Annotated in this window: 23 protein-coding genes, 1 tRNA gene and 1 pseudogene; 7 read left to right on the forward strand and 18 right to left on the reverse strand. The window is 47.3% G+C overall.

The genetic code is table 11. The annotated features are described in order from the left end of the window. Both B7982_RS03715 and B7982_RS03720 read right to left on the reverse strand, forming a co-directional pair. Complete coding sequence (locus tag B7982_RS03715; protein ID WP_088659604.1) at nucleotides 1-1692, reverse strand: sensor domain-containing diguanylate cyclase; 1692 nt, start codon at nucleotides 1690-1692, stop codon at nucleotides 1-3. Nucleotides 1693-1740: 48 nt separating this feature from the next. After that, a complete protein-coding gene (locus tag B7982_RS03720; protein WP_088659605.1) occupies nucleotides 1741-3294 on the reverse strand; it encodes a sugar ABC transporter substrate-binding protein in 1554 nt (517 codons plus the stop codon). A 123-nt stretch (nucleotides 3295-3417) separates the two neighbouring features. Here B7982_RS03720 and B7982_RS03725 point away from each other — a divergent pair, with 123 nt between their 5' ends. The 7 genes from B7982_RS03725 to B7982_RS03755 all read left to right on the forward strand — a co-directional run bounded on the left by B7982_RS03725 (nucleotide 3418) and on the right by B7982_RS03755 (nucleotide 9638). Further along, complete coding sequence (locus B7982_RS03725) at nucleotides 3418-3795, forward strand: NUDIX domain-containing protein (protein ID WP_088659606.1); 378 nt, start codon at nucleotides 3418-3420, stop codon at nucleotides 3793-3795. A gap of 99 nt (nucleotides 3796-3894) precedes the next feature. Next, nucleotides 3895-4326, forward strand: a complete 432-nt coding sequence (locus B7982_RS03730; protein WP_088659607.1) for a DUF3332 family protein — start codon at nucleotides 3895-3897, stop codon at nucleotides 4324-4326. Between the two features lie 185 nt (nucleotides 4327-4511). Further along, nucleotides 4512-5186 carry a lipopolysaccharide assembly protein LapB gene (locus B7982_RS03735; RefSeq protein WP_233138353.1) on the forward strand — a complete coding sequence of 225 codons (675 nt, stop codon included), beginning with the start codon at nucleotides 4512-4514 and terminating at the stop codon, nucleotides 5184-5186. Between the two features lie 11 nt (nucleotides 5187-5197). Next, on the forward strand, nucleotides 5198-6364 hold the full coding sequence (locus B7982_RS03740) for a protein kinase (RefSeq protein ID WP_088659609.1): 1167 nt from the start codon (nucleotides 5198-5200) through the stop codon (nucleotides 6362-6364). Between the two features lie 26 nt (nucleotides 6365-6390). Further along, nucleotides 6391-7845 (forward strand): sigma-54-dependent Fis family transcriptional regulator, encoded by a 1455-nt coding sequence (locus B7982_RS03745; protein ID WP_085491958.1) that lies wholly within the window; start codon nucleotides 6391-6393, stop codon nucleotides 7843-7845. Nucleotides 7846-7889: 44 nt separating this feature from the next. Beyond that, on the forward strand, nucleotides 7890-8390 hold the full coding sequence (locus tag B7982_RS03750; RefSeq protein ID WP_233138354.1) for a hypothetical protein: 501 nt from the start codon (nucleotides 7890-7892) through the stop codon (nucleotides 8388-8390). Then, a complete protein-coding gene (locus B7982_RS03755; RefSeq protein ID WP_088659611.1) occupies nucleotides 8391-9638 on the forward strand; it encodes a hypothetical protein in 1248 nt (415 codons plus the stop codon). It abuts the gene before it with no gap. A gap of 57 nt (nucleotides 9639-9695) precedes the next feature. On the opposite strand, the gene B7982_RS03760 is transcribed toward B7982_RS03755, so the two are convergent. The 16 genes and pseudogenes from B7982_RS03760 to B7982_RS03835 form a co-directional block, all read right to left on the reverse strand. After that, nucleotides 9696-9768 (reverse strand) — tRNA-Ala (locus B7982_RS03760). A gap of 64 nt (nucleotides 9769-9832) precedes the next feature. Further along, nucleotides 9833-10591 carry a hypothetical protein gene (locus B7982_RS03765; RefSeq protein WP_088659612.1) on the reverse strand — a complete coding sequence of 253 codons (759 nt, stop codon included), beginning with the start codon at nucleotides 10589-10591 and terminating at the stop codon, nucleotides 9833-9835. 83 nt (nucleotides 10592-10674) lie between these two features. After that, nucleotides 10675-12258, reverse strand: coding sequence for a dicarboxylate/amino acid:cation symporter (locus B7982_RS03770; RefSeq protein WP_088659613.1), 1584 nt, complete (start codon nucleotides 12256-12258; stop codon nucleotides 10675-10677). Nucleotides 12259-12509: 251 nt separating this feature from the next. After that, complete coding sequence (locus tag B7982_RS03775) at nucleotides 12510-13097, reverse strand: zinc ribbon domain-containing protein (protein WP_088659614.1); 588 nt, start codon at nucleotides 13095-13097, stop codon at nucleotides 12510-12512. Nucleotides 13098-13114: 17 nt separating this feature from the next. Further along, entirely contained in the window at nucleotides 13115-13507 is a 393-nt protein-coding gene (locus B7982_RS03780; RefSeq protein ID WP_088659615.1) for a VOC family protein, read from the reverse strand. 359 nt (nucleotides 13508-13866) lie between these two features. Next, nucleotides 13867-13944 (reverse strand): annotated as a pseudogene (locus tag B7982_RS15205) (nitroreductase); the annotation flags it as partial. 33 nt (nucleotides 13945-13977) lie between these two features. Beyond that, the gene (locus tag B7982_RS03790) at nucleotides 13978-14583 is read right to left on the reverse strand and encodes a hypothetical protein (RefSeq protein WP_088659616.1); all 606 of its coding nucleotides are present in this window, start codon (nucleotides 14581-14583) and stop codon (nucleotides 13978-13980) included. 11 nt (nucleotides 14584-14594) lie between these two features. Continuing rightward, nucleotides 14595-15338: a hypothetical protein gene (locus B7982_RS03795; protein WP_144065913.1), complete on the reverse strand. Its 744-nt coding sequence runs from the start codon at nucleotides 15336-15338 to the stop codon at nucleotides 14595-14597. Between the two features lie 38 nt (nucleotides 15339-15376). Then, a complete protein-coding gene (locus B7982_RS03800) occupies nucleotides 15377-16711 on the reverse strand; it encodes a glycosyltransferase family 2 protein (RefSeq protein ID WP_088659618.1) in 1335 nt (444 codons plus the stop codon). A 107-nt stretch (nucleotides 16712-16818) separates the two neighbouring features. Next, nucleotides 16819-17184: an ACT domain-containing protein gene (locus B7982_RS03805; protein WP_088629849.1), complete on the reverse strand. Its 366-nt coding sequence runs from the start codon at nucleotides 17182-17184 to the stop codon at nucleotides 16819-16821. Nucleotides 17185-17201: 17 nt separating this feature from the next. Further along, nucleotides 17202-18398: an NAD(P)H-dependent oxidoreductase gene (locus B7982_RS03810; protein WP_088659619.1), complete on the reverse strand. Its 1197-nt coding sequence runs from the start codon at nucleotides 18396-18398 to the stop codon at nucleotides 17202-17204. Between the two features lie 77 nt (nucleotides 18399-18475). After that, nucleotides 18476-19099, reverse strand: a complete 624-nt coding sequence (locus B7982_RS03815) for a CatA-like O-acetyltransferase, family 2 (protein ID WP_088659620.1) — start codon at nucleotides 19097-19099, stop codon at nucleotides 18476-18478. Nucleotides 19100-19130: 31 nt separating this feature from the next. Continuing rightward, nucleotides 19131-19652 (reverse strand): GNAT family N-acetyltransferase, encoded by a 522-nt coding sequence (locus B7982_RS03820; RefSeq protein ID WP_088659621.1) that lies wholly within the window; start codon nucleotides 19650-19652, stop codon nucleotides 19131-19133. Then, complete coding sequence (locus B7982_RS03825) at nucleotides 19639-20232, reverse strand: TetR/AcrR family transcriptional regulator (protein WP_088659622.1); 594 nt, start codon at nucleotides 20230-20232, stop codon at nucleotides 19639-19641. Before B7982_RS03825 ends, B7982_RS03820 begins: the two co-directional genes overlap by 14 nt. Nucleotides 20233-20351: 119 nt before the next feature. Continuing rightward, nucleotides 20352-21539: a hypothetical protein gene (locus B7982_RS03830; RefSeq protein ID WP_088659623.1), complete on the reverse strand. Its 1188-nt coding sequence runs from the start codon at nucleotides 21537-21539 to the stop codon at nucleotides 20352-20354. 14 nt (nucleotides 21540-21553) lie between these two features. Beyond that, the gene (locus tag B7982_RS03835) at nucleotides 21554-22756 is read right to left on the reverse strand and encodes a hypothetical protein (RefSeq protein WP_088659624.1); all 1203 of its coding nucleotides are present in this window, start codon (nucleotides 22754-22756) and stop codon (nucleotides 21554-21556) included. Nucleotides 22757-22786 lie beyond the last annotated feature (30 nt).

Here is a 22786-nt window from a genome sequence, read left to right on the forward strand (position 1 = left end):
TTACGTTTGCGCATTTTCCACGGGCTTGTCGTCCGTCCAGAGGATGACCTTGTTTCTGCCGTGTTCCTTGCCTTCGTAAAGAGCCTTGTCTGCGAGCTGGATGCACTTTTCGGCGCCCTGACCGCTATCGAACTGGGCTACACCCAAAGTAATTGTCACCTTGATTTCCTTGCCACCAAAGAATATCGTCTGGTTTTCAATCTGCTTGCGGAATCGTTCGGCAACGTGGGCTGCGTCTTTCAGTTCCGTTTCGGGGAGGAGCGTCAGGAATTCTTCACCGCCGTAGCGGGCGAGCACATCGTACTTGCGGAGCAGACTGCGGATGGTGCTTGCGACTGACTTGAGCACGGCATCGCCTGCGGCATGTCCGTACGTGTCGTTCACGTCCTTGAAATGGTCGATGTCGATAAAGATGATGCTGAATGCCTTTCTGAATCGGTTTGCACGGTCGACTTCCTTTTCAATAGTCCTGTGCATGTCGCGGCGGTTCGGCAACTGCGTGAGTTCATCGGTTCTCGAAATCAAGTCGAGTTTCTTGTTAGCTTGTTCGAGCTCGTAGGTGCGTTCCTTGACTTCTTTTTCGAGAAGTTCCCTGTGCGCGTTCAATTCCTGAATCTGCCGCTTGATGGTCTCGTGCATCTGGTTAAAGACCTTGGCGAGTCTGCCGATTTCGTCCTGGCTGCTCTTTGCCTTGAATTCCTCGATGTTGAGGTTTCCTTCGGTAATCTGTGAAATGTGGTCAATCAAGTTGTTCAGCGGCTTACAGACAATCAGGATTTGCCAAAGAGACACGAGCAAGATGGCGATAATCGAACTGAACAAAATGATTTGGCTGACATGGTGAACCGACGAAACCATTGCATCAATTTCTGTCTTAGGCTGTAAGGCGATAAGACCAAGGTCGTAAGTCGGGTTGAAAGTCCTGTTGATGAGGTAGGATTTTCCATTGTCCAGCTTTACGAAACGAATGGAATTATCGCTATCCTGCTTGATGTTCATGTCGCCAAGTCCGAGTTCCGTAATCTTGTGGACTCCGTCAAGCCAAGTTCTCATATCCGGGTGGTAAAGGATTTCGCCTTGGCCATTGCATGCGATGAGAATGCCGTTTTGCCCGACTTTGTATTCCGAAAAGTATTTCCAGAGTCGGCGAATCGAAAAGTTTGATACCAGTCTTCCATCACCCATGGCTCTGTCCGAAACGACAACGCCAAAGGCTCGCTTGGGAGTGCCGTCGGCATCGCGGAACCATGGAGAAATGGTCGGCCTGTGAGGAGAAATTCTATTGAACTCGATAGGGTAGGTTATCTTGGTTGTGCCTAGCATGGAGTTGTTGCAGACAAGATTGTAGCTACGGTCAAAGAGCGATATGGATTCGCCCGAAATGAATAGCGACGATATGTTGAAGCTTTTGAGGTAACCGGCCGCAATGAGCTTGTCCATGCTTTGAATTTCGGAAGTCTTTGCCAACAAAGTCAGACGACTTGCAAACTGCTCCATTTCGTTGTTGACCGTGTTTGCGAGTTGCTGTAACTGGGTTTCGTTGGTATCGTAACTCAGTTTAAGCGTGGTCTTCATTTGCCTCTGGGTGAAAACGTAAGTTCCAATCATCACGATGACAAGCATTGAGACAATCAAGAGCAGTAAACTCTTGATGATGATGCTGTTTGTGAGATTGGAAAATTTTAAACCCATAGTTCTTTGCGTCTTTTTTTGAAATATAACTAACGAATTTGCAACTGGTTAGTGTTTTTTCCTACGGGTGAACGCAAAAATGAACCCGAGGAGCACGGCGATGGCGAAAATCCACGGGGTACGGCTGAAACCGGAATCGTTTTCTTCGGTCGGCTTTGTTTTTTCTTCGATACCCTTGTTCTGGTTTCCGTCCTTGATGCCCAGGGCCTTGTGCCAGGTTTCGCGGAATTCTGCGAATGTGAGGTCTCCGGAAATCGGGTGGTTCAGGTGCTTGTTTATGTCGTTTGAATAATTCGCGAGGATTTCATAAATCTTTTCTTCAGAGTAAAGCGCCGGGATTTCGAGATGGTCCCAAATGGCGCTGAACATGGATCCGAGGATCTGTTCAATATCGCCCCATTCTGGAATGGCTGTGTAGGCACGCCCTGTGCCGAGCATAGGAACGAGCGTCTTGTAGTCGTCGTCCTTGGACCAGTTGGCAAGAACCTTCTTCGATGCGGGGAGCATGCCTATTTGCTTTGTATATGCATCCAAGTTTTCATCGTTGGTGAGATAAAGTAAAAGATCCAAAGATTCTTGCTTTTTGTTGCCTGTCGGGATGGCGAGGTTACTTCCGCCGATAAAGCTGACAGAACCTTCCGTGCCTGTCGGGATGGGGAGTGCCATCACGCTGTCTTTACCGATTTTCGTGTTGTTAAGACCGCCCTTGGCGCCATCGAAACGGGTCTGCATAATGACTTCGGACGTGTTCACGATGAAGGCGAGTTCGCCTGCGTTAAAGTGTTGCACGATTTGAGCCGTGTTCATCTGCAAGGCTTCGGTGCTTACAAGAGTATCGAGCACAAAGCTCAGGTACTTTGCGATACCGTAAATGGTCTTTGGCGTAAGGATGGCTGCCTTCCATTTACCGCTATTGTCTTTTTCGATGAAGTTACCGCCGTTGCTCCAGACCCACGGGGCGAAGTTGTGCGGGATATTCCAGTCGTTCTTTCCCGGGAATGCAAATGCGCGGACCTTGGTGCCGTCGTCGAGCATTTCGTGGCTGTTGTTCACCTTGCGGATGGCTTTAACGAATCCATCAAATGTAGAGACATCGTCAGGATTGATGTCGTTCTTCTTGAGAATGCGTTTGTTGGCCAAAATTGGGCGGATATCGATGAACCACGGAACGGAATAGATGGTCGTGTCGGAGTCGATATGAGTCGTGTTCCAGCTGACCGGGACAAACCTGCTAGAGTCGATTTGCGGAAGCCATTCGTTTAATGCCTTGATTTCGCCGCGGGAAGCAAAGTACGGGACCCATGTTGTGCCGAGCTGTAATACGTCTGGTGCGTCTATGCCGGTGGCAAGTGCCGTCGTGATGCGGTTCCAGGCTACACCCCAGTCCAGAACGGTGACTTTTGTCTTGATTCCTGTTTTCTTGGTAAAGAGGTTTAATCTCTGTTCAAGTTTTTCTTGTGGCGATGCGCCGTTTGGCATAATCCAGACGGTCAGAGCTTCCTGCTTTTTGGCGGCGGGTTTAGCTACGGGTGCCTTGGCTGCAAAAATGGATGAAACTGCAATAGCTGTAATAATACTAGTCACTTTAGTTATCGCATTCATGATTCACCTCCTAAATTTCCAAAACATAGATTGTATCATCTTTGTATGATATTTGTAGATTTATTAAAAAAATAAAAGAAATGCAAGCAAAAAGTTGTGATAGATATCTCAGGAGGGGTTAAAATGCTGGCTGTTTGCGGGATTGTCCGCCGAAAAGGGCGTGTTTTGATGTGCAAACGGGGTGCCGGAACGCTTTTTCCGGGATTTTGGGAACTCCCGACCGAAATTTTGGAAGATGGCGAAATGGCTGAAGATGCGCTAGAAAGGGCGTTTTTTGAGCGTTTGACGGATTTTCCGCAGAAAATGAAGCCTTTGGGAGCGGTGGATTTCGACTATGGTGAAGGATGCCGGATTTTGGCGTATGATGTTGAGCTTTGCAAGAATTTTGTCCATATATATGGGTACGACGATTTTAGATGGGTAAAACCGAAGGATTTGAAGCGCCTCCGGGTGTTAACACCCCATGTGACCTTACTCACTGAAGTGAATCATGGATTGTAAATTTATGATACACACAGCGTTCTTCCTCTAGCAATTGCTAGTGTTCTTTCTTATATTTTTGACAAAACAAAAACACTTAAATATAAGGAGTTTGTAAACATGAAAAAAGGTATCCTCGCCCTTGCTTGCGCAGGTATGATCGTCCTCTCCGGCTGCTATGGTAGCTATGGCTCTACCAAGTGGCTCCATGGTGCCATTGGCAAGATTTCCAACAAGTGGGCTAAGTCCTTGGTGCACTTCCTTGCAACTCCGGCTTACTTTATTTGCTTTGGCTTTGTTGACTTCTTCTTCGTCAACACCATCGAATTCTGGACGGGTTCCAATCCGTTTGCCGCTGGCGACTCCTACTACGAAAAGGATGCTCAGGGCAACTCCGTTGCTGCTGTGAAGAACGAAGATGGTACTCTCTCTGTGCAGTACACCGCTGCAAGTGGTGAAGTTGCCAACCTCACTCTCCAGCGCGATGAAAACGTCGTCCGTGCTCTTGACGCTAACGGCGAAGTCGTTGCTCAGTACGAAATCGAAAAGTAATCAATTTATCGATTTAGTCTTTGGACGCTCTCTGGAAATCCCGGAGGGCGTTTTTTGTTTGGTCTTGACAGATTTACAACAATCTTTCGTCTTTGGTCGATTGTCTTTCGCCATAAATTTTATATATACTTATTACCATGTTAAAACGGGTTGTCCATAATCGTTTGCGTAGCGCTATTGGAGCCTTGTTCGCAATTTTTGTTGCGACGGTGCTTTGCGCATGCAACGGAAGTGACCTCGCTCGTGGCGATGAGGCGCTCCGCATTGGCGATTATGACCGCGCCGTGACGAATTTTTCGAAGGTGCTCGACGTTGAACCGGCGAATCGGGATGCCCGCTATGGGCTTGCGATTGCGTATTATGCCATTGCCGAGGACCGGGAAAGCTTAAAGGAAAGCACGCTTGCGTTCTGGGAACGCACGGTCCGTGAATTCAAGATTTTATCCGTGGTCGATTCTAGCGAAAAGTCTAAGCCCATGTACTCGACCGCGCTTTTTTACCTTGCTCGCGCGATGCTTGCCGAAAATGCACAGGCGAAGGTTCTGCACCTTTTGGACCAGTCCGTCCAACTGGACCCGGAAAATTACTTTAGCTACAACTTGAAGGCTTTGATCCTTGCCGGGCAGGGCGATGTCGATGGCGCCAAGAAAATTTATGCGTACATCGTGACTAAGGAGCCGAAATTTGCTTCGGCGTACGTGAACCTCGGAAACCTTTACTGGAACGCTCACGACTATGAATCCGCTTGGGACATCTGGTCGATGGGGCGCGAGGCGCTGCCACAGGATGCGGTGCTTGCCAAGTGGACGCGCATTGCCGAAGACTCGCTCAAGGCGATGGTCTATTCAGGTAAACTGTGAGCGGGCGGGCCATGAAAAAATCAGGGACATCGCTACTCGACTCCGTGACCGGAGGCGCCTTGCTACACCAAGGCGGCGAAGCTTCCATTTACCTTTTGAATGTGGGTGGTGCGCCGTATGTGCTCAAGTGGTATAACGACGGATTCTCGTTTGACGAAAGCGTTGTTGAACGCTCGCATAAAGTGCGTGAGCCGGGGCTGTACCGCATTGAAGAATGGGGCAATCGCGATGGAACGCCTTACCTGATTTATGATTATATAGATGGCGAATCTTCGGAAACGCTTGGGCGGATGCCGGTGGCGGTTGCGCTTGTAGCGCTTCGGCAAGTGGCATCGACGCTTGCTGCTTTGCACAAACAGGGTGTGTCGCATGGCGACTTGAGCCCTGCAAACGTGATATTTGCTGTGGATAGAAACGGCGGAAATGCCGACCTGGGACTCCAAACGGTGTTGATTGATTGTGGCATTGTCGGGCCGGGCGCTCTTGCGTATGCGGCGCCGGAACGCTTCCAGGGCAAGATTGCGGATGAAAAAAGCGACTTGTTCAGCCTTGGGCTTTTGCTGTACCGCTGGATTGCGGGCGAGGACTTGATCACTGCGGATGGCTACGAGCAGTTTGCCGAGCAGATGGCAAGCGTGCAGGACTTGAACATCTCGGAAAAGCTTTATGCGACGGGCGCCTTTGAAACGTCCGAAGGCGCTCAACAGCTCTCGGCGCTAGAACCGCTTTGGTCGGGGCTCTTGTGCGCGGATGTCTCGGAACGCGTCGAAGACTTTGACGAGCTTGATGAAATCTTGGAAATTGCACTTGATAAAGTGTCGCATGGTGAGGTTGCGCTTGCGGGCTGCGTTACCCAATATATCCAATCCATTAATCGCCCGGAAAGCGAAAAGAATGCGGGGCAAAAAGTTCCAGATGGGCTTGAAAAGGGTCTCCCGTTTGTCGTTTGCAAGAAAAATAAATGGCTAAAATGGGCCGTTTTGGGCGTTTTTGGACTTATATTACTCTTGATAGTGCTGTTGCTTACGAGTGGAACTATGCGTTTCGGTATCGATGCAACAGGGGACCGGCTGTTAAAGCGGTCGAGGAACATTGAGCCGTCTGTAGAAAGCGAGAAAGTCCCGGATTTGAAGGTGGATAGCTTGCTCATGGAGCTCCCGGTGCCCTCTGCCGAATAGCAGCGCAAACGCAAAAGGGCTTTGTTATGAAATCGGAATCCATGCTCGCCACAGAAAAGATGCTTGATGTGGTCAAGACTCTTTTAGATGAAGAACAGCCGGAGGCTCTTTTCCCGAAAATTCTCGAAGTGGCAAAAGGCGTTTTGCATGCCGATGCCGCTGTGTTGGATATTGGTGGCGAAGAACCGCTTCATTTCTCGAATCCGGAGAAGGTTTCGATTTCGATTTCGGCGGTTCGACTTGCAAAAAACGAAAAGCGTGCCGTGGTGTGGAACCAGCTCGATGACGAATCGGCGGACTTGTCCAAGTCCATTGTGCAAAACCAGCTCACGAGCATTATGGTGTCTCCGTTTAGAACGCCGGAATCCGAGGCGGGGTATCTCTATTTGCAGCGTGCCGCCCGTAAGGAGCCGTTCACCGACGAAGACAGCGCTTTGTTTGATTCGTTTGTGGCGGTCTGCGAAAAGTTTGCGTTTGCCGCTTACGACCGTTTGCGCGATAAGGAATCGCTCGATACGCTTAAGAATGTTGTCCGCAAGGATGGAATTGTGTATTCTTCGAAGGCGATGGTCGATGTGATTGCGATGGCCGACAAGCTTTCTCCGCTCCCGCTTCCGGTGATTATCCGTGGCGAGACGGGAACGGGCAAGGAAGTGATGGCGCGTTACATCCACAAGCATAGCCCGCGTGCCGAAAAACCGTTCATTGCGGTGAACTGCGGTGCCATTCCGGAGCACTTGATGGAATCGCTCATGTTCGGGCATGCCAAGGGGTCGTTCACGGGTGCGATTGAAAACAAGAAGGGCTTTTTTGAAGAAGCCGATGGCGGTACGATTTTCCTCGATGAAATCGGCGAGCTCCCGCTCAACATGCAGGTAAAGCTTTTGCGCGTGTTGCAAGAAAAGCACATCACGCGAGTGGGCGACAATCGTGAAATTCCGGTGAACGTGCGCGTAATCAGTGCAACGCATGTGGACTTGGAAGAGGCCGTGCGCGAAAAACGCTTCCGCGAAGATTTGTATTTCCGTATTCAGGTGCTGCCGCTTGAACTCCCGCCGCTGCGCGATCGCGGCCAGGATGTGGTGCTCTTGGCGGAGAATTTTATCCAGCGCTATGGTGCAGAATATGGCCGTGGAAAATTCCACTTGAGCCGTAACGCCGAAAAGGCGCTGCTCGGTTACCACTGGCCGGGTAACGTGCGCGAACTCGAAAACCGCGTGCAGAAAGGTTTGGTGCAGGCCGTGCATGGCGTGATTCAGCCCAAGGATTTAGGGCTTGATGATATGCAGGTGCAGGCGAAGGAATCGCCGCGCACGCTCAAGGAAGCCCGCGAAGCGGTCGAACGCGAAGTCATCTCTCGCGCCCTCAAGGATACGAATGCGAACCTCACGCTCGCTTCTACGATTCTTGGCATTGACCGCAAGGTGTTGCGCGAAATCATGGAACGCCTGGGCTTGAAAAAAGAAGACTTTAAGGTATAGGGATGTTTTGTAAAATGCTGAAGCTCAATTTAAGGAGACTCACCATGAAGAAGATTGTAATGGCATCCGCTGTGATGGCGGCAACGGCCATGGCAGGCGAAATTGATTCTCGCCCGGAAGCAAGCGTCCCGACGCCAGTCGAGGCTCGTGAAACTTTGGACAAAGTTCCGAAAATGTCCGAAAAGGAAAATGTGGACTGGCAGAAAATGCGTGAAGAACGCCGCCTTGCCCGTGAACAGATTCTCAAGGATTTGAGGACCAATTCGGTGGCCGAAAAGAAAGAGTTGCGCAATGAACTTGCAAAGCCCGCTGTTGCGGAATTGCCGCCTGTTGCCGAAAAGGATGCGGTAAAGCCGAAGGACGAGTTTGTTCGCGAAAAGAAAATCGAAGAAAAAGAACAACCGAAGGAACCGCAGGGCGGTATGAATCCGTGGCCTGGTCGCATGGAACCGATGCGTCCGTTTGTCCCGCGCCCGATTGAACGCAATCCCTGGGAAAAGCATAATCAGCGTGATTGGGAGAAGGGAAATTTCCCGAAAAAATAGATGGTTCGCTGGTTTGGTTTGATAATGCTTGTGCTTGCGACTGCGCTCTTTGCCGAGACGCAGGAGGAGGCGTATTACCGCGCGATGAAGGCGGAAGAGGCTGGAGATATTCCTGCCGCTCTTAAGGCCTTTGAAGAAGCGGTGGCGTTGCCTGGCGAGTACACCGAAGAAATCCAGGGGATTATCCGCGATTACAAGTCGGCTATGGGGGTCGAAGATGACGACGCGTCTAGCTTAGACAATGCGTCGAATCCGTGGGAATTCCATATCGCTGGTGAACTTGGACTTTACGGGATGCACTACAAGGAAACAGGTCTGGAAGATGCCGAAAAAGGCGGGGACCTCTTCTTGAATGTGAATCCGTATTTTGACTATACGACCGCAACTTGGTCGCATACGTTTGCCGCTTCGGTGCTGGGTGACTACTTCTTGAATAACGATGAAATGTCGCTCTTGGATACGAATGACTGGAACCTGGTTCTTGGGCTGGAATACACGTTGATGGGGCGTGGTATGCTCCTGGATGCGGGTTACGATTTTAACATCGAGGGCAAGGAACTTTCATCGGATTTTTATGTGTGGTTCGAAAAGGACTTGTACCGTTTTGAAAAACAGCGCATTGGAGCTGTCGCCTGGGCTTATTACCAGACTTCCGGCCCGATGTCGTTTGCGGCGTACGCCTCGTGGCATAGGACTGCTCCCGAAGGCCTGAACGGAACGGTCTATGTGGGCGCAAAGTTCGAAGCCGATTCTGCGTTTGACTACAAAACGTTTATGCAATCCTATGCGACATATAAACAAGCGGTTAGCACTTATAATGAATATTGGCAGTATTTGAATGACAGTATCGCTTATATGGCCGATGATGAATATGAAGCGTATGTGGCGAATCCCCCTGCGGAACCATCGGTCGAAAGTATTGTCTACCGCCAGACGATGGGCAAATGGTTTGGCCCGGTATTCCGTTCTAGAATTTCGTACAAGTTTAAGAACCGCATTACCGTTGAAGCAAAAATGAACTTGTTTTACGGCTTTGCCGTCGGAGGTCCTGATTCCGATTACGAAAAAATCAAGAAGTTTAACGGCACTTGGGGTGCCTCGGTTTCGTGGAAGTATTGGAAGATGGTCTACTACTTAGGACTGGAACGCAATTATAAACATATGGATTTGCCCAATTTCTACAAGGGATTGTATCGCGAAAGTACGGTCCTCACGCAGCTCAAGCTTGGCGTGAAATGGGACATCTAGAAAATTTGGTGAAATGGAGTAAAAAAAGGAGGCAAGCGTAAGCTTGCCTCTTTTACGTGGAGATAGTGGGAGTCGAACCCATGACCTACAGATTGCGAACCTGTCGCTCTACCAACTGAGCTATATCCCCAGCTTTTTTGCTTGATAGCGGGCTGAATATAGCTAAAGTAAGGTTGTTTGGCAAGTGAATGGCTCTAGAATTTGAAGCTCCCGTATGCTCCGAGGTCCTTTTCTGTGTTGTCTTTGTAGGATCCATTGCCGAACCAGATACCTGCGTAGGCTCCAACTTCGAACATATCGTTAAAGGCGTATTTTGCCCCGACATAGATTCTGGCATCGATATCGCCCCCTCCGGCGCTATTGTATCTGTAACCGTCATCAGCGAAATAGCCGAGAAAGACATCAATGTTTGCGCCGACATAAGGGGTAAATTGCGGTGTGACATTGAATTCAAATTCTGTACTGGCGTTTAGGAACATTGAGGTTATGTCTGCTGAGCCTATAAAGTATGTTGCAATGCCGATTTCAGAACCAAATCTGATGAATGAGTTGATGGAGTTGGAGTACTGTGCACCGGCTGCGACGGACCATACGTCCTTGGCATAGTAGGATTCATCTGCAGTGGGGAAACCTACATCGGTAAAAACGTTAATGGTGGGTGTGATTTGGTAGCGTGCCATGAACGTCAGTGCTCCGAGACCATCTGCGTTCATGTCATGCCCATCATAATGTGTGAAAAAACGATAGGGAAGCACGAGGGCGAGTTCTAGATTTTGAATAACAGAATAGCGGGCGCCTATGGTTCCAGTAAGAGAGCTTGAGTATTTATCCGTTGTATAACCTACTGCGGTGCCAACTTCGCCTTTGTGTTGATCAAGAACAGGGTATAAGTCCCAGGCGGCAAATGATGTGCTAGCGGCTAGGGCTGCTGCAATTGCAAGTTTCTTAAACATAAAATCCTCCTTATATGAAAGAACTTGTACTTTATCGGTTTTGCGATAAAGTACAAAAACATTGTTCGAAAAACCACAATTTTTTAGAGTTCTTTATGAATTAGGTTTGCTTTTTGGGCGGTCATCAAAAGTTCAAGCTGCAAACAGAAACCATTCATGGCGGGTAGCAGGTAGCCAACGGTTGAACCGATAATCACTGCTAGCGGCATCATCGACAAGTCTGTTCCGCAGGCCGAAAAAAGAATCGGCAAGACGGCGAATGCAGACCCCGGAATGGGAGGGGCTGCAATGGCTATAATGACCGAGACGAGAACAAGCTTGAAGAGTACGAGAATATCAACGGCCCCAAGAGAAATATCCGTGAGGACCCAAACAATCGCGCCAAGCATAATAGCCCCGTTTGGCATGTAGAAAACAACGCCGAGTGGCAGACCGAAATCGGTAAACTTTTGGTCGATGCCCCATTTTTCTTTGCAGCATTTCATTGATTCTGGCATGGCGGACATCTGCGAACTGGTCGTCAGGTTTATCAATAGCGATGGCAATTGGGCCGAGAAAAGTTTCGAGAAAGGTTGCTTGGTAACGTATAGGGTGCGGGCGATGGTGATGCCGATGGTAATTGCGGCACCGACAAGCGAAATGACAAAGATTCGCGATACTAGATAAACCTGGCTGAGCATGTTGCTCAGAAGTAGGTTTGTAACACCGAGATAAACAAATAAGGGGAGTGTCTTGCAGACAAATGCCATCATTTTGTTGATGATGTTTCCGGCTTCATCACAAAATTTTCGGAAGGTTCGGACTTTATCGCCCAACAGGAGCAAAACGATACCGATAAAAGTTGCGATAACAATCACCTGCATATCGTTGTCGGTTGCGAATGGCGTAACGAGGTTGCTTGGGATGATGTCGAGTACAAGTTTCAGTAGATCGGAGAAAATGTTGCTGCCTTCGCTTACTGCGTGGGTTGGAGTAAGCCCTATGGCTAGCCCCACGACAACCATCGCTATCATGGCGATAAAGTAAGTTCCCGTCATGCGCTTGAGGAGGCTTCCGCCTAGTTTACCGAATGTGGAAACACCTCCGATGCCGCAGATCCCGGAAATAACGGCGAAAAACACCAATGGCGTCGCTAGTTCCGAAAAAACGGCAGAAAGTTTAGTAAATGAATTGGCTATGGCCGGAACCAGGTATTCGTTACGCACTGTTTCGGGCATAAACGAAGAAGAAATCCAGGTTAACAGGGCTAGAAGTACGGAAATGAAAATGCTTATGAGGAGTGCATTTTTACGGGGCTTGAGCGGAACGGGAATGGAAACCTTGTTGATACCGTTCTTGTACTCGTAATTTGGACGCATGTTCAGACGAACGAGAATGTCGTAGGACAAGTCGTTATCTTGATCGATGTCAAGCGGGTTCTGATAGGGGCCTTTCTGTGAAACTTCGAAACGGATGTTCCCGAAACTCTTGGTGCCGCATAGACGGCAACGGCATCCTGTTCCGTACAGCTCGCGAAAACGTAAGAGAATTTCTTCTAGTGAAAGTCTGAATGCAGTTGTGTTGACGGCTCTTTTCTTGGCGGCCTGGTTGTAGGCGTTTTCAGCCTCCTCAATCCAGTTCTGGATTTGCTCGTCTGTTAGGTACGCGTTTTCTTTGAAAAGTATCATTGCTCCACCTCTTTTCTATAAACGTAATATATAGTTTTTATAAAAAGAGAGTTGCTATACGATTAATGAATTTGGTATTATGTTTAATGGTGATGAAAAGTTGGAGAAAAAATTTAAAATGAAAGCAAAGATCTTTTTCGCTATTTTATTAATAGTCTTTTGTGTGATGAGATGCTGAAAATCAAAAGAGAACGAGATAATTCAACACCTCCCAAACAAGATGATAAATAGCTTCCGATAAATGTTATCCGTTATCGTCTTTTGAACACAACGATTTCGGCATCGGCACCGTTCTTGCCGTATTCGCTCACGAGAATGTAGCGCTCGTCGCAGGCGATTCCGTAGCAACGGCCTTCAGCATTTTGCTTTTCGACCTGGTTGCCCCAGTAGCTTGCGTTATCGTCCAATAGCTTGACGCTGTTGTCGTTTATTTTGTATTCCTGATTGATGAACGAGCCTTGCAGAACGAAGAGGTTGTCGATTTTCGGCATGTCCTTGATGTTAAGCGCGTTGACTTCTTCAATCAGCTTTTGCTTGATGGGGGAGTTTGCATGCGGGAGCTCTGCGTCGCTTGATTTCCAACGCTTGAGAGTCGGGAAATACTTGCGGAGTTCTGCCTTGTACTCTTCGCGGGTGAGATTTTTACCGGTATTCTTGTTGAATTCGTCAACGAACTGCGAGCAGAATTCTACCATCTGTTCCATGTTGAAGTCGCCGGTGAATGCTCCGTCTTTGTAGCAGTAGATGCAGTATTCGTCGTTCTTGCTGCCATCGGCGTTTGTGCCGAGGATTTCTGGTGTGAGCGGCATGCCGCAGCTCTGACAAAATTTTAATTCCATAGGTTCTCCTTTATTTGTTAATCCTTGACGAAAGACCCGATTTCTACCAAATTGCCTTCGGGGTCGGCGATGTAGCAGGTACGTTGCCCCCACGGTTCCGTAGTCGGCGGCATGACGCCTTTTGCACCTGCAGCAGTGACTTTGGCGTACGCCTTATCTACTTCGGCGTAGTTCGCGACGCCTAATGCAATTTCAAAATGCCCGTTGACGCCTTTACAGTAAGCGAACTTTTGGCTTGTCATTTTTTCAAAATCGGATTTTCGGAACAGCAAGAACAAAGTGCCGTCCTTTTCTAGAAAAACGTTAGTCGTATTTTCGTCTTCCTTGATTTCAAAACCCAAGACATCTCTATAAAAGCGGACCATCGTCGCCATGTTATCGACAAAAATTCCAAAGCCCTCTAATTTCATCGCAAAACCTCCTTATACTATATGCACAAATGTATACTATTCTGAAGGCTATGTAGAACTTTAATGTTGAAACACCGCCTGATGTTTAAAATTTTAAACAAAAAGGACTTTAAAAGGGCTTTTGGTGATTCGACAGGATTCAATGGCTCTTAAAAGCACGGTTCTTGTCAACATTCCATTAACAACAAAAAAGTTCTACTTATCCGAAATAATCCTGCTCATTAGGAACCTTGGTTTCGGCATAAAGATTATGTTGAAAGACATCGGGCGTATAGAAACTTTGCGGCGTCTGGATAAAGCCAAGAGGTCTGCGCATTACCGCCGGTGGGTCCGAAACGACCCGCCTCGACAACGGTCTGCAACTTTTCTAATTCCACAGGCTGCGCCTTGAATTTGCGCGTACTGCGACGGGTCTTGATAGCTTCTAAAGTATTCATGGTTCTAATTTAACAAAATCAAGGTTCAACCAATTATCGCCAATAGACCGTTCCCGTGAACGTCAGCGAATCTTCATTCGCCATTCGCTCCGCATAGACAAAATCAAAGAACGGCATTATATCATCCGATATTTCTAACTTAAGCGACGGACCAAAGCCCCATTCCGAATGGCTTTTGTAATAATACTTGATTCCTTCTGTGGCATCGATTTCAAGAGTATCACCGGTAACACTGTATTTGGGAATATAGTCCGTCAATTTAATTTCATACTTTTTTTGATCTCCATATGCATCAATCAGTGCAAAATGAATCGTATTGCTTGAATCAGGCTGCAGCTCGTAATAGGGATGCCTGTAGTCGTTCGTCGCCTCTTCCTGAATATCGCCAGAGACAAATGTGTATTTATAAATTCCACCCCAGCAATCAATATCAAGATACCGGCTGACACGGCCTATTTCTAGACGGGCCGGATATTGATTGCATTTTTTATTAGGCGCACATTTATAGCTAATTTCCATTTCAAGCGGAATAAGCTTGACAGCAATCGGGCAATAATCGCTATAGTCTTCCTGTTTCAATGAACAGCCGACAAGTACCGCCAAAACAAGCAAAGCCCACCATTTATTCAAACGTTCCATCTAGCCCCATCTTAATATTTCAAGTTGTATTTTAATTCGATATAAAAATTATCTGTTTTAAGGGAACTTTGATTTTTTAGGGAACTGCCAACGGTAATCGTGCCCCACCCGCTCCATACCGAAGCAACATCCGTAGAAAGGATATGGTCGGAATCATCTTCAAAGGTATAATCACAAGTCGTGTATCCGTATGTTCCCATACACATCCCATAAGAAAGACTATTGATACCGGCAGGAACAAAAATATCTACCGAATCGCCTCTCATCTCATAAGGATGTTCTAGGAACTTCAAGAAGGGAGATGCATCAATATCATACTTCTTTTCTACACTGTCGATATCGAAAAGCGAAAAGACAATATGGCCGTTAGAATCCGGAAGCGTTTCAAACCTCTTTTTTTCTTCCACGTACTCATTCATGTATTTGTTCAAATATTCGGCATCACCCTGGTAGATGTTTTGAAAGCCATCCCTGGCATGAACAGAATCATCTCGCGAAAGATTAAAAAAATTGCCAAAATACAAGCCTTCGAGCTGGTTATAATATTCCGGATACATCTGAAAAAAGTTAATGGATTTAGACTGCAGCGAGTCATCATCGACCGTTATGTGGACATGCCATTCTATAGATGTATGGTGTAGAATTTCTTTATAGTGATACACGGTAGGAGGAGGATCCGCTCCTCCTAACGAGAAACCGCATCCTCCCAACAGCAGGACAACCCAAAAAGAAGCAAGAATTACAAATAAACGCATACCTTTAATAAATATACTTCAATTTTTTCAAAAAGGTATTACTTTATGACGATCCTGCGAGCAAAGTTATTCCAGAGACTATAAAAGAGCCCCTCGCCTAGACGCAAACGCTGCGGCAATGTAGGCTTACGGTCATACAGCATCTGGACATATTCGTCCTTTTGTCCGTTAAAATCAAGAATTTCGACCGTATAAACACTCGGAATGTCCGAATTACAGGAATTATGGACAGAGACCACAGTCCCATTAACCCGCAAGTCATACTTGTTTTTCAATATCGACAGCTGTATCGGTTCTCCCAGATAAAGAACATCGAGTTCATCCATGTAAACATCTACGCCATGCTCCAGGAGTTTCGTGGTAATGCCCTCGATTTGGCGGCCATCTTTTTTTGTCACCGTAATCATTTCGGCAGCAAGCATCTTGACATTCTCACCATCCGTATCGCGGCCCATGCCAAGGAACAGGCACATCACCAGGTAATAGGCGTTGCGAATCAGCCAGAAAAGTACGGCCAGAATTCCGATATATTCTAGGGCGACCATCATGTACGACATTCGGACAATTCCGGCAACGGTCAAAGCCAGCAGAATCACGAACGGAGCCAGGCTGCGCTTATCAATCATCTGCTTTTTACTAGGAGCCTCTTTCTTGGTGACCTTGAAGGTCGAAAGCGTTATGCCCAAGGTTTCTTTAATCACAGGAATCAGCAGGAACGGCATGACAGACGTCTCGTAGATACCACTCCAACGAGCCGATATCTTGCCCCGGCTCGTTATCCGGAGCGCCCACATGGTCATCAAGTGCATAGGGAGCCAGAAAAGGGCAAGGTCCACCAAGGTACACTTAAAAATCGGAATGCAGAATACTGCAAACATCAAGGGAGACAGCAGATAAATTAAATTCTTAATCGGAGAGAACCAGTACAAGACAGAACTCAGGTAACTCAGCTTTTGCGACATATCCAGCTTACGGTTACGCAAGAATTTGAGTTGCTTTGCAGTCGCAATGACTCCGCAGCCCCAACGGGTACGCTGCTGCACATGTTCCCTGAACGAAGACGGCGCAATACCCGAAGCAAGCGGCTCCGAAAGGCCAAGGCTCACAAAGCCAGCCGATTCAATCAGCATACCCGTCGCAAAATCCTCGGTAATAGACTTTGTATAAAATCTGCCGATGGCCTCAAGCGCCTTACGCGAAATAATGGTATTGGAGCCCCCATAAATGACGCTGTTTGTCGACGTCTTAGAAACTTCTATAATGTCATAGAAATAATGGCTATGTAGAACTTTAATGTTGAAGCACCGCCTGATGTTTAAAATTTTAAACAAAAAGGACTTTAAAAGGGCTTTTGGTGATTCGACAGGATTCAATGGCTCTTAAAAGCACGGTTCTTGTCAACATTCCATTAACAACAAAAAAGTTCTACTTATCCATTCTGAAATTTTTGTCAAGTCCCTTCCGTAGTTTTTTTGAAATATCACACCACGTCATATCCCGCATCAGACAAGACTTTCAGCGCCTTCTCAAAATTCTCCGCTTTCACAAGAATATAATCCGTATTGAAAGTGGATATCGCAAAAATTCCGATGTCATTTTCAGCAAGAATAGCTGACAACTTTGAAAGAATGCCTATAAGAGAAAAATCAAGTACTCCCTGAATGCGGAAACCTCGCCATCCATCATCTCGTTCAGTTGTATTTGGGGGAGTATCATCTGTTTTGCATACGAGGGATATTTCTTCGTCGGTTTTTCCAATGAAATAGAAATCCTTGCCCGTATCAATATCTTTAATGTCCGCTACTTTACAGACGGTTAGTTTGTATTCCAATTTTTTTAGTTTCATTAAGTTGATTCTTTGTTTTAATATGGTTTGCGGTCTAGCGGTTCCGTGCAGCCCCATTCTTGTGCGATTCGCTCGAAGTTCTTCTTGACAATGCGCTTGAAAATGAGGTTAAATAGCAGGATTCCTATCTTTGGATTCTTTTCGAAGCCTGTAAATTTCTTTGCTTCGGGCGTCATGAAATTGCCGTTTTGCGCAAAAGAGAGTCCCATGGCTGTGTAAGAGGCGAGCATCTTGTCGGTCATCTTTTTGATGTAGCTGTTTTCGCGATTGCGTAGCAAGAAACTGCCGCCTTTCACGAGGACGCCACCGCTGGTGCATCCGAGCTGAGCCGGGAGCGACTGCAAGAATTTTTCACCGAGTCGCAACTGGTGACCTTCGTCAAAACCGCCGTGGAGAATGAACGAGAGTTTTGCTGGTTGCTTGCGTTCCGTGGGGAGTGTACTTAAAAATTCGAGCAACAAACTCGGCAAACATTCTACAAAGAGCGGCACGGCAATGATGATGTTGTCATTCGTCATGAATGCTTCGCGGGCTTCGTCCCATTCGGCATGGTTCGAGAGTGAATAAAGCTTGTGCGTGATTCCCGCTTTTTCGAGTCCTTCGGCAAAAGCTTGGATAATCTTATTTGTGTTGCTGTTCTTTTTGACGCGTGGGCTTCCGTTGATGATAACGACGTGTTCGGCAGAAGTGGGCGCGACGCATTTTGCAGAAGGAACTGCGGCGTTTTCGCAAGCCTCATCCTTGTCTAGCGAGATTACGCCGAGCGAACGCCCTGCCAAATTTCTGGCGACTCGCATGCTCCACTCTTCGAGCAGTTCGCGGTTCCCGTAGCCCTTGTAAATGAAGCCGAAATTCAGCGGATGATAACGCAACTGGTGGCGTTCCCAGCCGTCGCGGATTTCAATGTACATGTTTAGCATCGGGACGATGCGATCCAAGACTCGCTTGCCGCGGTAGTCGATAAAGCCAAATTTTGTGTCTGCTACAACCCAAAGATTTTCGGCTGCGACCAACTTTTTGAGAATGATTTCGTAATCGTCTTTGATGCTGCAAATGCCGGGAGTTTTCAGCCAGCAGTTGTTGCAGCCCATGCAATGCATAATTTTTAAATCAGCAGTGTTGATGATTTCTATCTCTTCATTTTTGTTCGCAAACAATGCTTTAATCTGTTCCGAGCAATCGCCCGATTCCAATGTATTTAAAACTAAAGTCATTTTAATGTTGTTCTCGCGACGGCGAGAATCTCCTTTTTATATATAACACTTAAGGTCTTTAAAAGTGTTACCGAATTTTATCGAAGTTCCTCAATTGCTTTTTGCAAGTTCGCTAGGAATTTCCCGGCGTGAGCTCCGTCCATTTGCGTGTGGTGGAATTGGAACGAAACTGGCAATTCATAGCGGAAAAGACGTTTCCTGTAACGTCCCCAAATCATAAACGGGTTGTTGAAAATGCCGGAATTCATGCCGACCGCGCCGTCAATTTCCGTATCGATAATAGCCGATGTGCCAATGACCATGCTGTTTTCGGACAAGTCCCAATCCCCACAACTTTCCGCCACAATTTTTGTGTACTTGAGGTAGTCACGATTGAACGTCGCTAAATCTTCGGAATACGGGATGTCGCAAGAGCTGACTTCGCCTTCGTCGTTTTTTACGATTGTATTCACCGCAATCGAATCGTATTGCATGAGCTTGCCGTTGACCGGGAGCATGTAAAATTCCTTAACGCCTGCCGCAGCTTTGCCGATGCAGTAATCCATAAGCATATTGAACTTCAAACCATGCTTCTTGCTAACCTTCACGAGTCTTGTGACATTCAACGATTTGAAAAATGTCACCATCGGATTCGGAGCTTGCATCCAAAACTCAAACGCCTTCGCTCTTGTTGTGCTTTTCGGATCGATTTCTTTTGCCATTTTTTGCCTTTAAATATGTTCGCCGATGACTTTATCCGTTTCGACGGAGTTTCATCACTTTCACGGGGCGCTTGCTGCCGCCATAAAGATTTTCGCAGTAGCGCATTTCTCCAGTTTCGCGGAACCCGCATTTTTCCATCACGCGTCCGGAGGCGGGATTGTCGATGAAAAAGTCGCTCCAGAGAACGTCAATGTGTTTTTCGTTGAAGCAATAGTCTATCATCAGTTTTAAAGCTTCTGTACAAATACCTTTGTTCCAGTAAGGCTTTGCAATCCAATAACCGGCTTCGGCCTCGTTCTCGCCGATGTCGATGTTGCTTTCGCCTTTGAGCAGGTAACCGATACAGCCGATGGGTTCTCCCGTCTCTTTCAGATCGATGGCCCACATGTGATCACCGCCGAAAATTGTGCGGATGATTTGCTGGCTTTCTTCTACGGATTTGTGCGGTTCCCAGCCGGCGCGTGGACCCACATCTGGATCGCTAGCGTATTTGAACAAAGCTTCGGCATCACATTCGCGCCACGGGCGCAGTAAAAATCTATCTGTTTCCATTTGCGTATGTCTTGAAAAAATGTTGTAAGTGCTTCTCGATGAATTTGAGAGCTTCTTTTTCGCATTTCGGCTGGCGGTCGACTTTAGAAATCCAGAGTGCGACGGGCGCAGTAATCTCTGTCGCAAGCATTTCCGGGTCATCCTTCACAATCACGCCTGCGTTCATCAGCGTTTCGAGAATCTTCTGGTACATTTGCAGAAGTCCATCCACCTGATGCCTTGTCGTGATTTCGGCGAGGCGCTCGCTGCGGAACTGTTCCTGCACTAAGAAAATGCGCATCTTTTTGATAATCGGGTCGGTCATTGTAAAGCGCACTTTCTTCATTGTTTCGTCGATGAATCCGTCGATGTTTTCGGGGATTGTGCCGACTTTTTTCGCGGAGCCAAACGATTCCTCGTAACGCGCTTCGGCGATGTCGATTAGCGAATTCAGAATGTCTTCTTTGCCTTTGAAATGCTTGTAAAGCGACGGCGCCTTGATGCCGACATCCTGGGCGATTTGCTCCACGCTTGTGCCGTCGTACCCGTTTTTGGCAAATAGCGTTAATGCGGTTTCGAGAATTTTTTCTTTTGTGGACATGACACCTCTACAGTCAGCTAACATTCATTAGCCAAAATAGCTAATATTTATTAGCCTGTCAAGTACGAAAAAATCCTCAGCCCGAAGGCTGAGGATTTTCCTAGTCTAAAGGGAGCCGACTAGAATCTGAATACAGTTTCGAGACCGAGGCTGAACAAGACGTCGTCGTCATAGTCCCCTAAGGAAATCCATATGTAATGTTCTTCCTTTTTCCAGTCATCGCCAACAGGGATGATGGCTTTGGCGAATCCGGTCACTTCAAGGTTTTTGAACGGGTTGAAGTAGAAACGGGGGCCGATTTCAAACGAGCCGAGTTCCTTTGTGTTGTCGATTGTATTTGTGTGCCATTCGCCAACGAGGCCTGCGGTAAATGCATCGTTTGCCTTGAAATCGACTTCGCCGTAGGCGAATTTGTATTCAGGGATTTCGTAGCTAAACTCATTGCCGTAATGAATCGTCGCGTGCTCGGAATTGTCGTCAATGATGGCGAAGAATGCGCCAGCTTTGACGATCACTCGACCGAGATCCAAGGTCGGTTCGGCCAAGAATGCATGCGTGGCGTTCGGGAACGATTTTTTCAGGCGGTCTGCGTGCAAGCCATAAACAGCGTGAACACCGAGAGGACCGAATGCAAGGTCTGCGTTTAAGCCTGTATGGAGTTCATTGGCGTTTCCCTTTTGCCAGCTTTTGTAGTGGATGAACGGACGGAATGTTTGGCCTGCTATATCGAACTGGTAGGCTAAGTGGATGTCGTAGCTTTTGGGATAGTAATAGTCATCCCATTCCTCGTCATCATCGTATGTATCTGTGCTGTAGTACGGTATATCATTCCAATCACCACGGCCGAAGCCGATACCGAACTGCAATCCGTAATAATCGAGTTCGATACCGCGGACTTGTTTTTCTCTCATGCCTGCGGCATTAACCGTCGAGTCGTTGAAGTTGTAATAGGTGAATTTACCTTCTGAGAACGCCAAGTCGCCCAATTTGACTGCAAAATTGCCTTTTTTATACTGGACGAAAGCATCCCTGTATTTAATTGAAGGGGCTTCATCATCGTTGTAGCCTTCAATCCCGACCTGAGCAGACCAATTTTCATTGAACTGCGCCTGGAAATCGACATCTACTTTTGATTTGTAGGAATGGTAAATCTTTTGATTATCGCCAGTGCTTGCGTTGGCGTAAGCGTCAAATTCGGCCATGCCGGAAACCTTTAATTTCGGATCGTCATTTTCGGTTGCGTTCTGAGCCAAAACGTTTGCGGCAGCAAGGCCAAATGCCAATGCGGTAAGTTTAATAGTTCTCATGGTTGCCTCCTATCTTAGAACTTGAATACGGTTTCGAGACCGAATTCAAACATGATGTCTTTGCTACCGTAGTCGTAGGTGCTTACCCATTTGTAGTGGTCTTCTTTTTCCCAGTCGTCACCAACAGGGATGTCTGCAAAGGCGTAGGCGGTCACTTCAAGTTTCTTGAACGGGTTGAAGTAGAAGCGGGGGCCAATTGTTACGGTGCCGAGCTCTTTTGTATCGTCGAGCGTATTGGTATGCCATTCGCCAACGAAACCTGCGGTAAAGGCGTCATTCACCTTGAAATCGAATTCGCCGAAGGCGAACTTGTATTCAGGAATTTCGTAGTCGTAGTAGGTTTCATGGATTGTTGGGTGGTCGTCATCGATGATGGCGAAGAATGCACCCGCTTTAACGATCACTCGGCCGAGGTTCAAAGTCGGCTCGCCTAAGAAGGCGTGCGTAGCGTTCGGGAAGGACTTTTTCAGACGGTCAGCGTGCAAGCCGTAGACTGCATGGATGTCGAGAGGTCCAAATATGAGGTCTGTATGCAAGCCTGCGTGGAGCGTGTTGGCGTCCTTCTCTTGCCAACTTTTATAGTTGATGAACGGTCGGAAGGTTTGGCCTGCAATGTCGAACTGGTAGGCCAAATGGATGTCGTAGCTATTGCCATACAACGAACAATCAAATGTTTCCGAACTATAGCAGGTTCTGTCGTTGTTTTTGCCTCGGCCGAAACCTAAGCCGAACTGCAAACCCTTGTAGTCGAGTTCGACACCGCGGATTTCGTGTTCTCTCATGCCTGCGGCATAAATAGTGGAATCGTTGAAGTAATAGTAGCTGAAGGCACCTTCGGTGAAGGCTAAGTCACCAAACTTAAGTGCGAAGTTGTCGCCTCTTTTGTACTGAACGTAGGCACCTTTGTAATGGAGATAAGGTTCTTCGTTGCTTGCCTTCCCTTCAATCTCCACCTGTGCGGACCAGTTGTCGTTGAACTTGGCCTGGAAAATGAGGTTTAATTGCGTTTTGTAATCGTGGTAAAACTTTTGGTCGTCGCCGGTCATGGCGTCGGCGTAAGCATCGACTTCGGCTCTTCCGGAAATGTTGAATTCAACGCCCTTGTCTTCGGCGGCCTTTGGGGCTTCGGTTGTAGGCTGAACTTCAGTTGCTGATTGTGCAAAAGCGTTTGCGGCAGCAAGCCCAAATGCCATTGCGGTAAGCTTAATGGTATTCATAAGTTACTTTCTCCTTGTATGTAATAAAAA

Origin of the sequence: Fibrobacter sp. UWB2 (assembly GCF_002210425.1) — a bacterium.
Lineage (GTDB): Bacteria > Fibrobacterota > Fibrobacteria > Fibrobacterales > Fibrobacteraceae > Fibrobacter > Fibrobacter elongatus.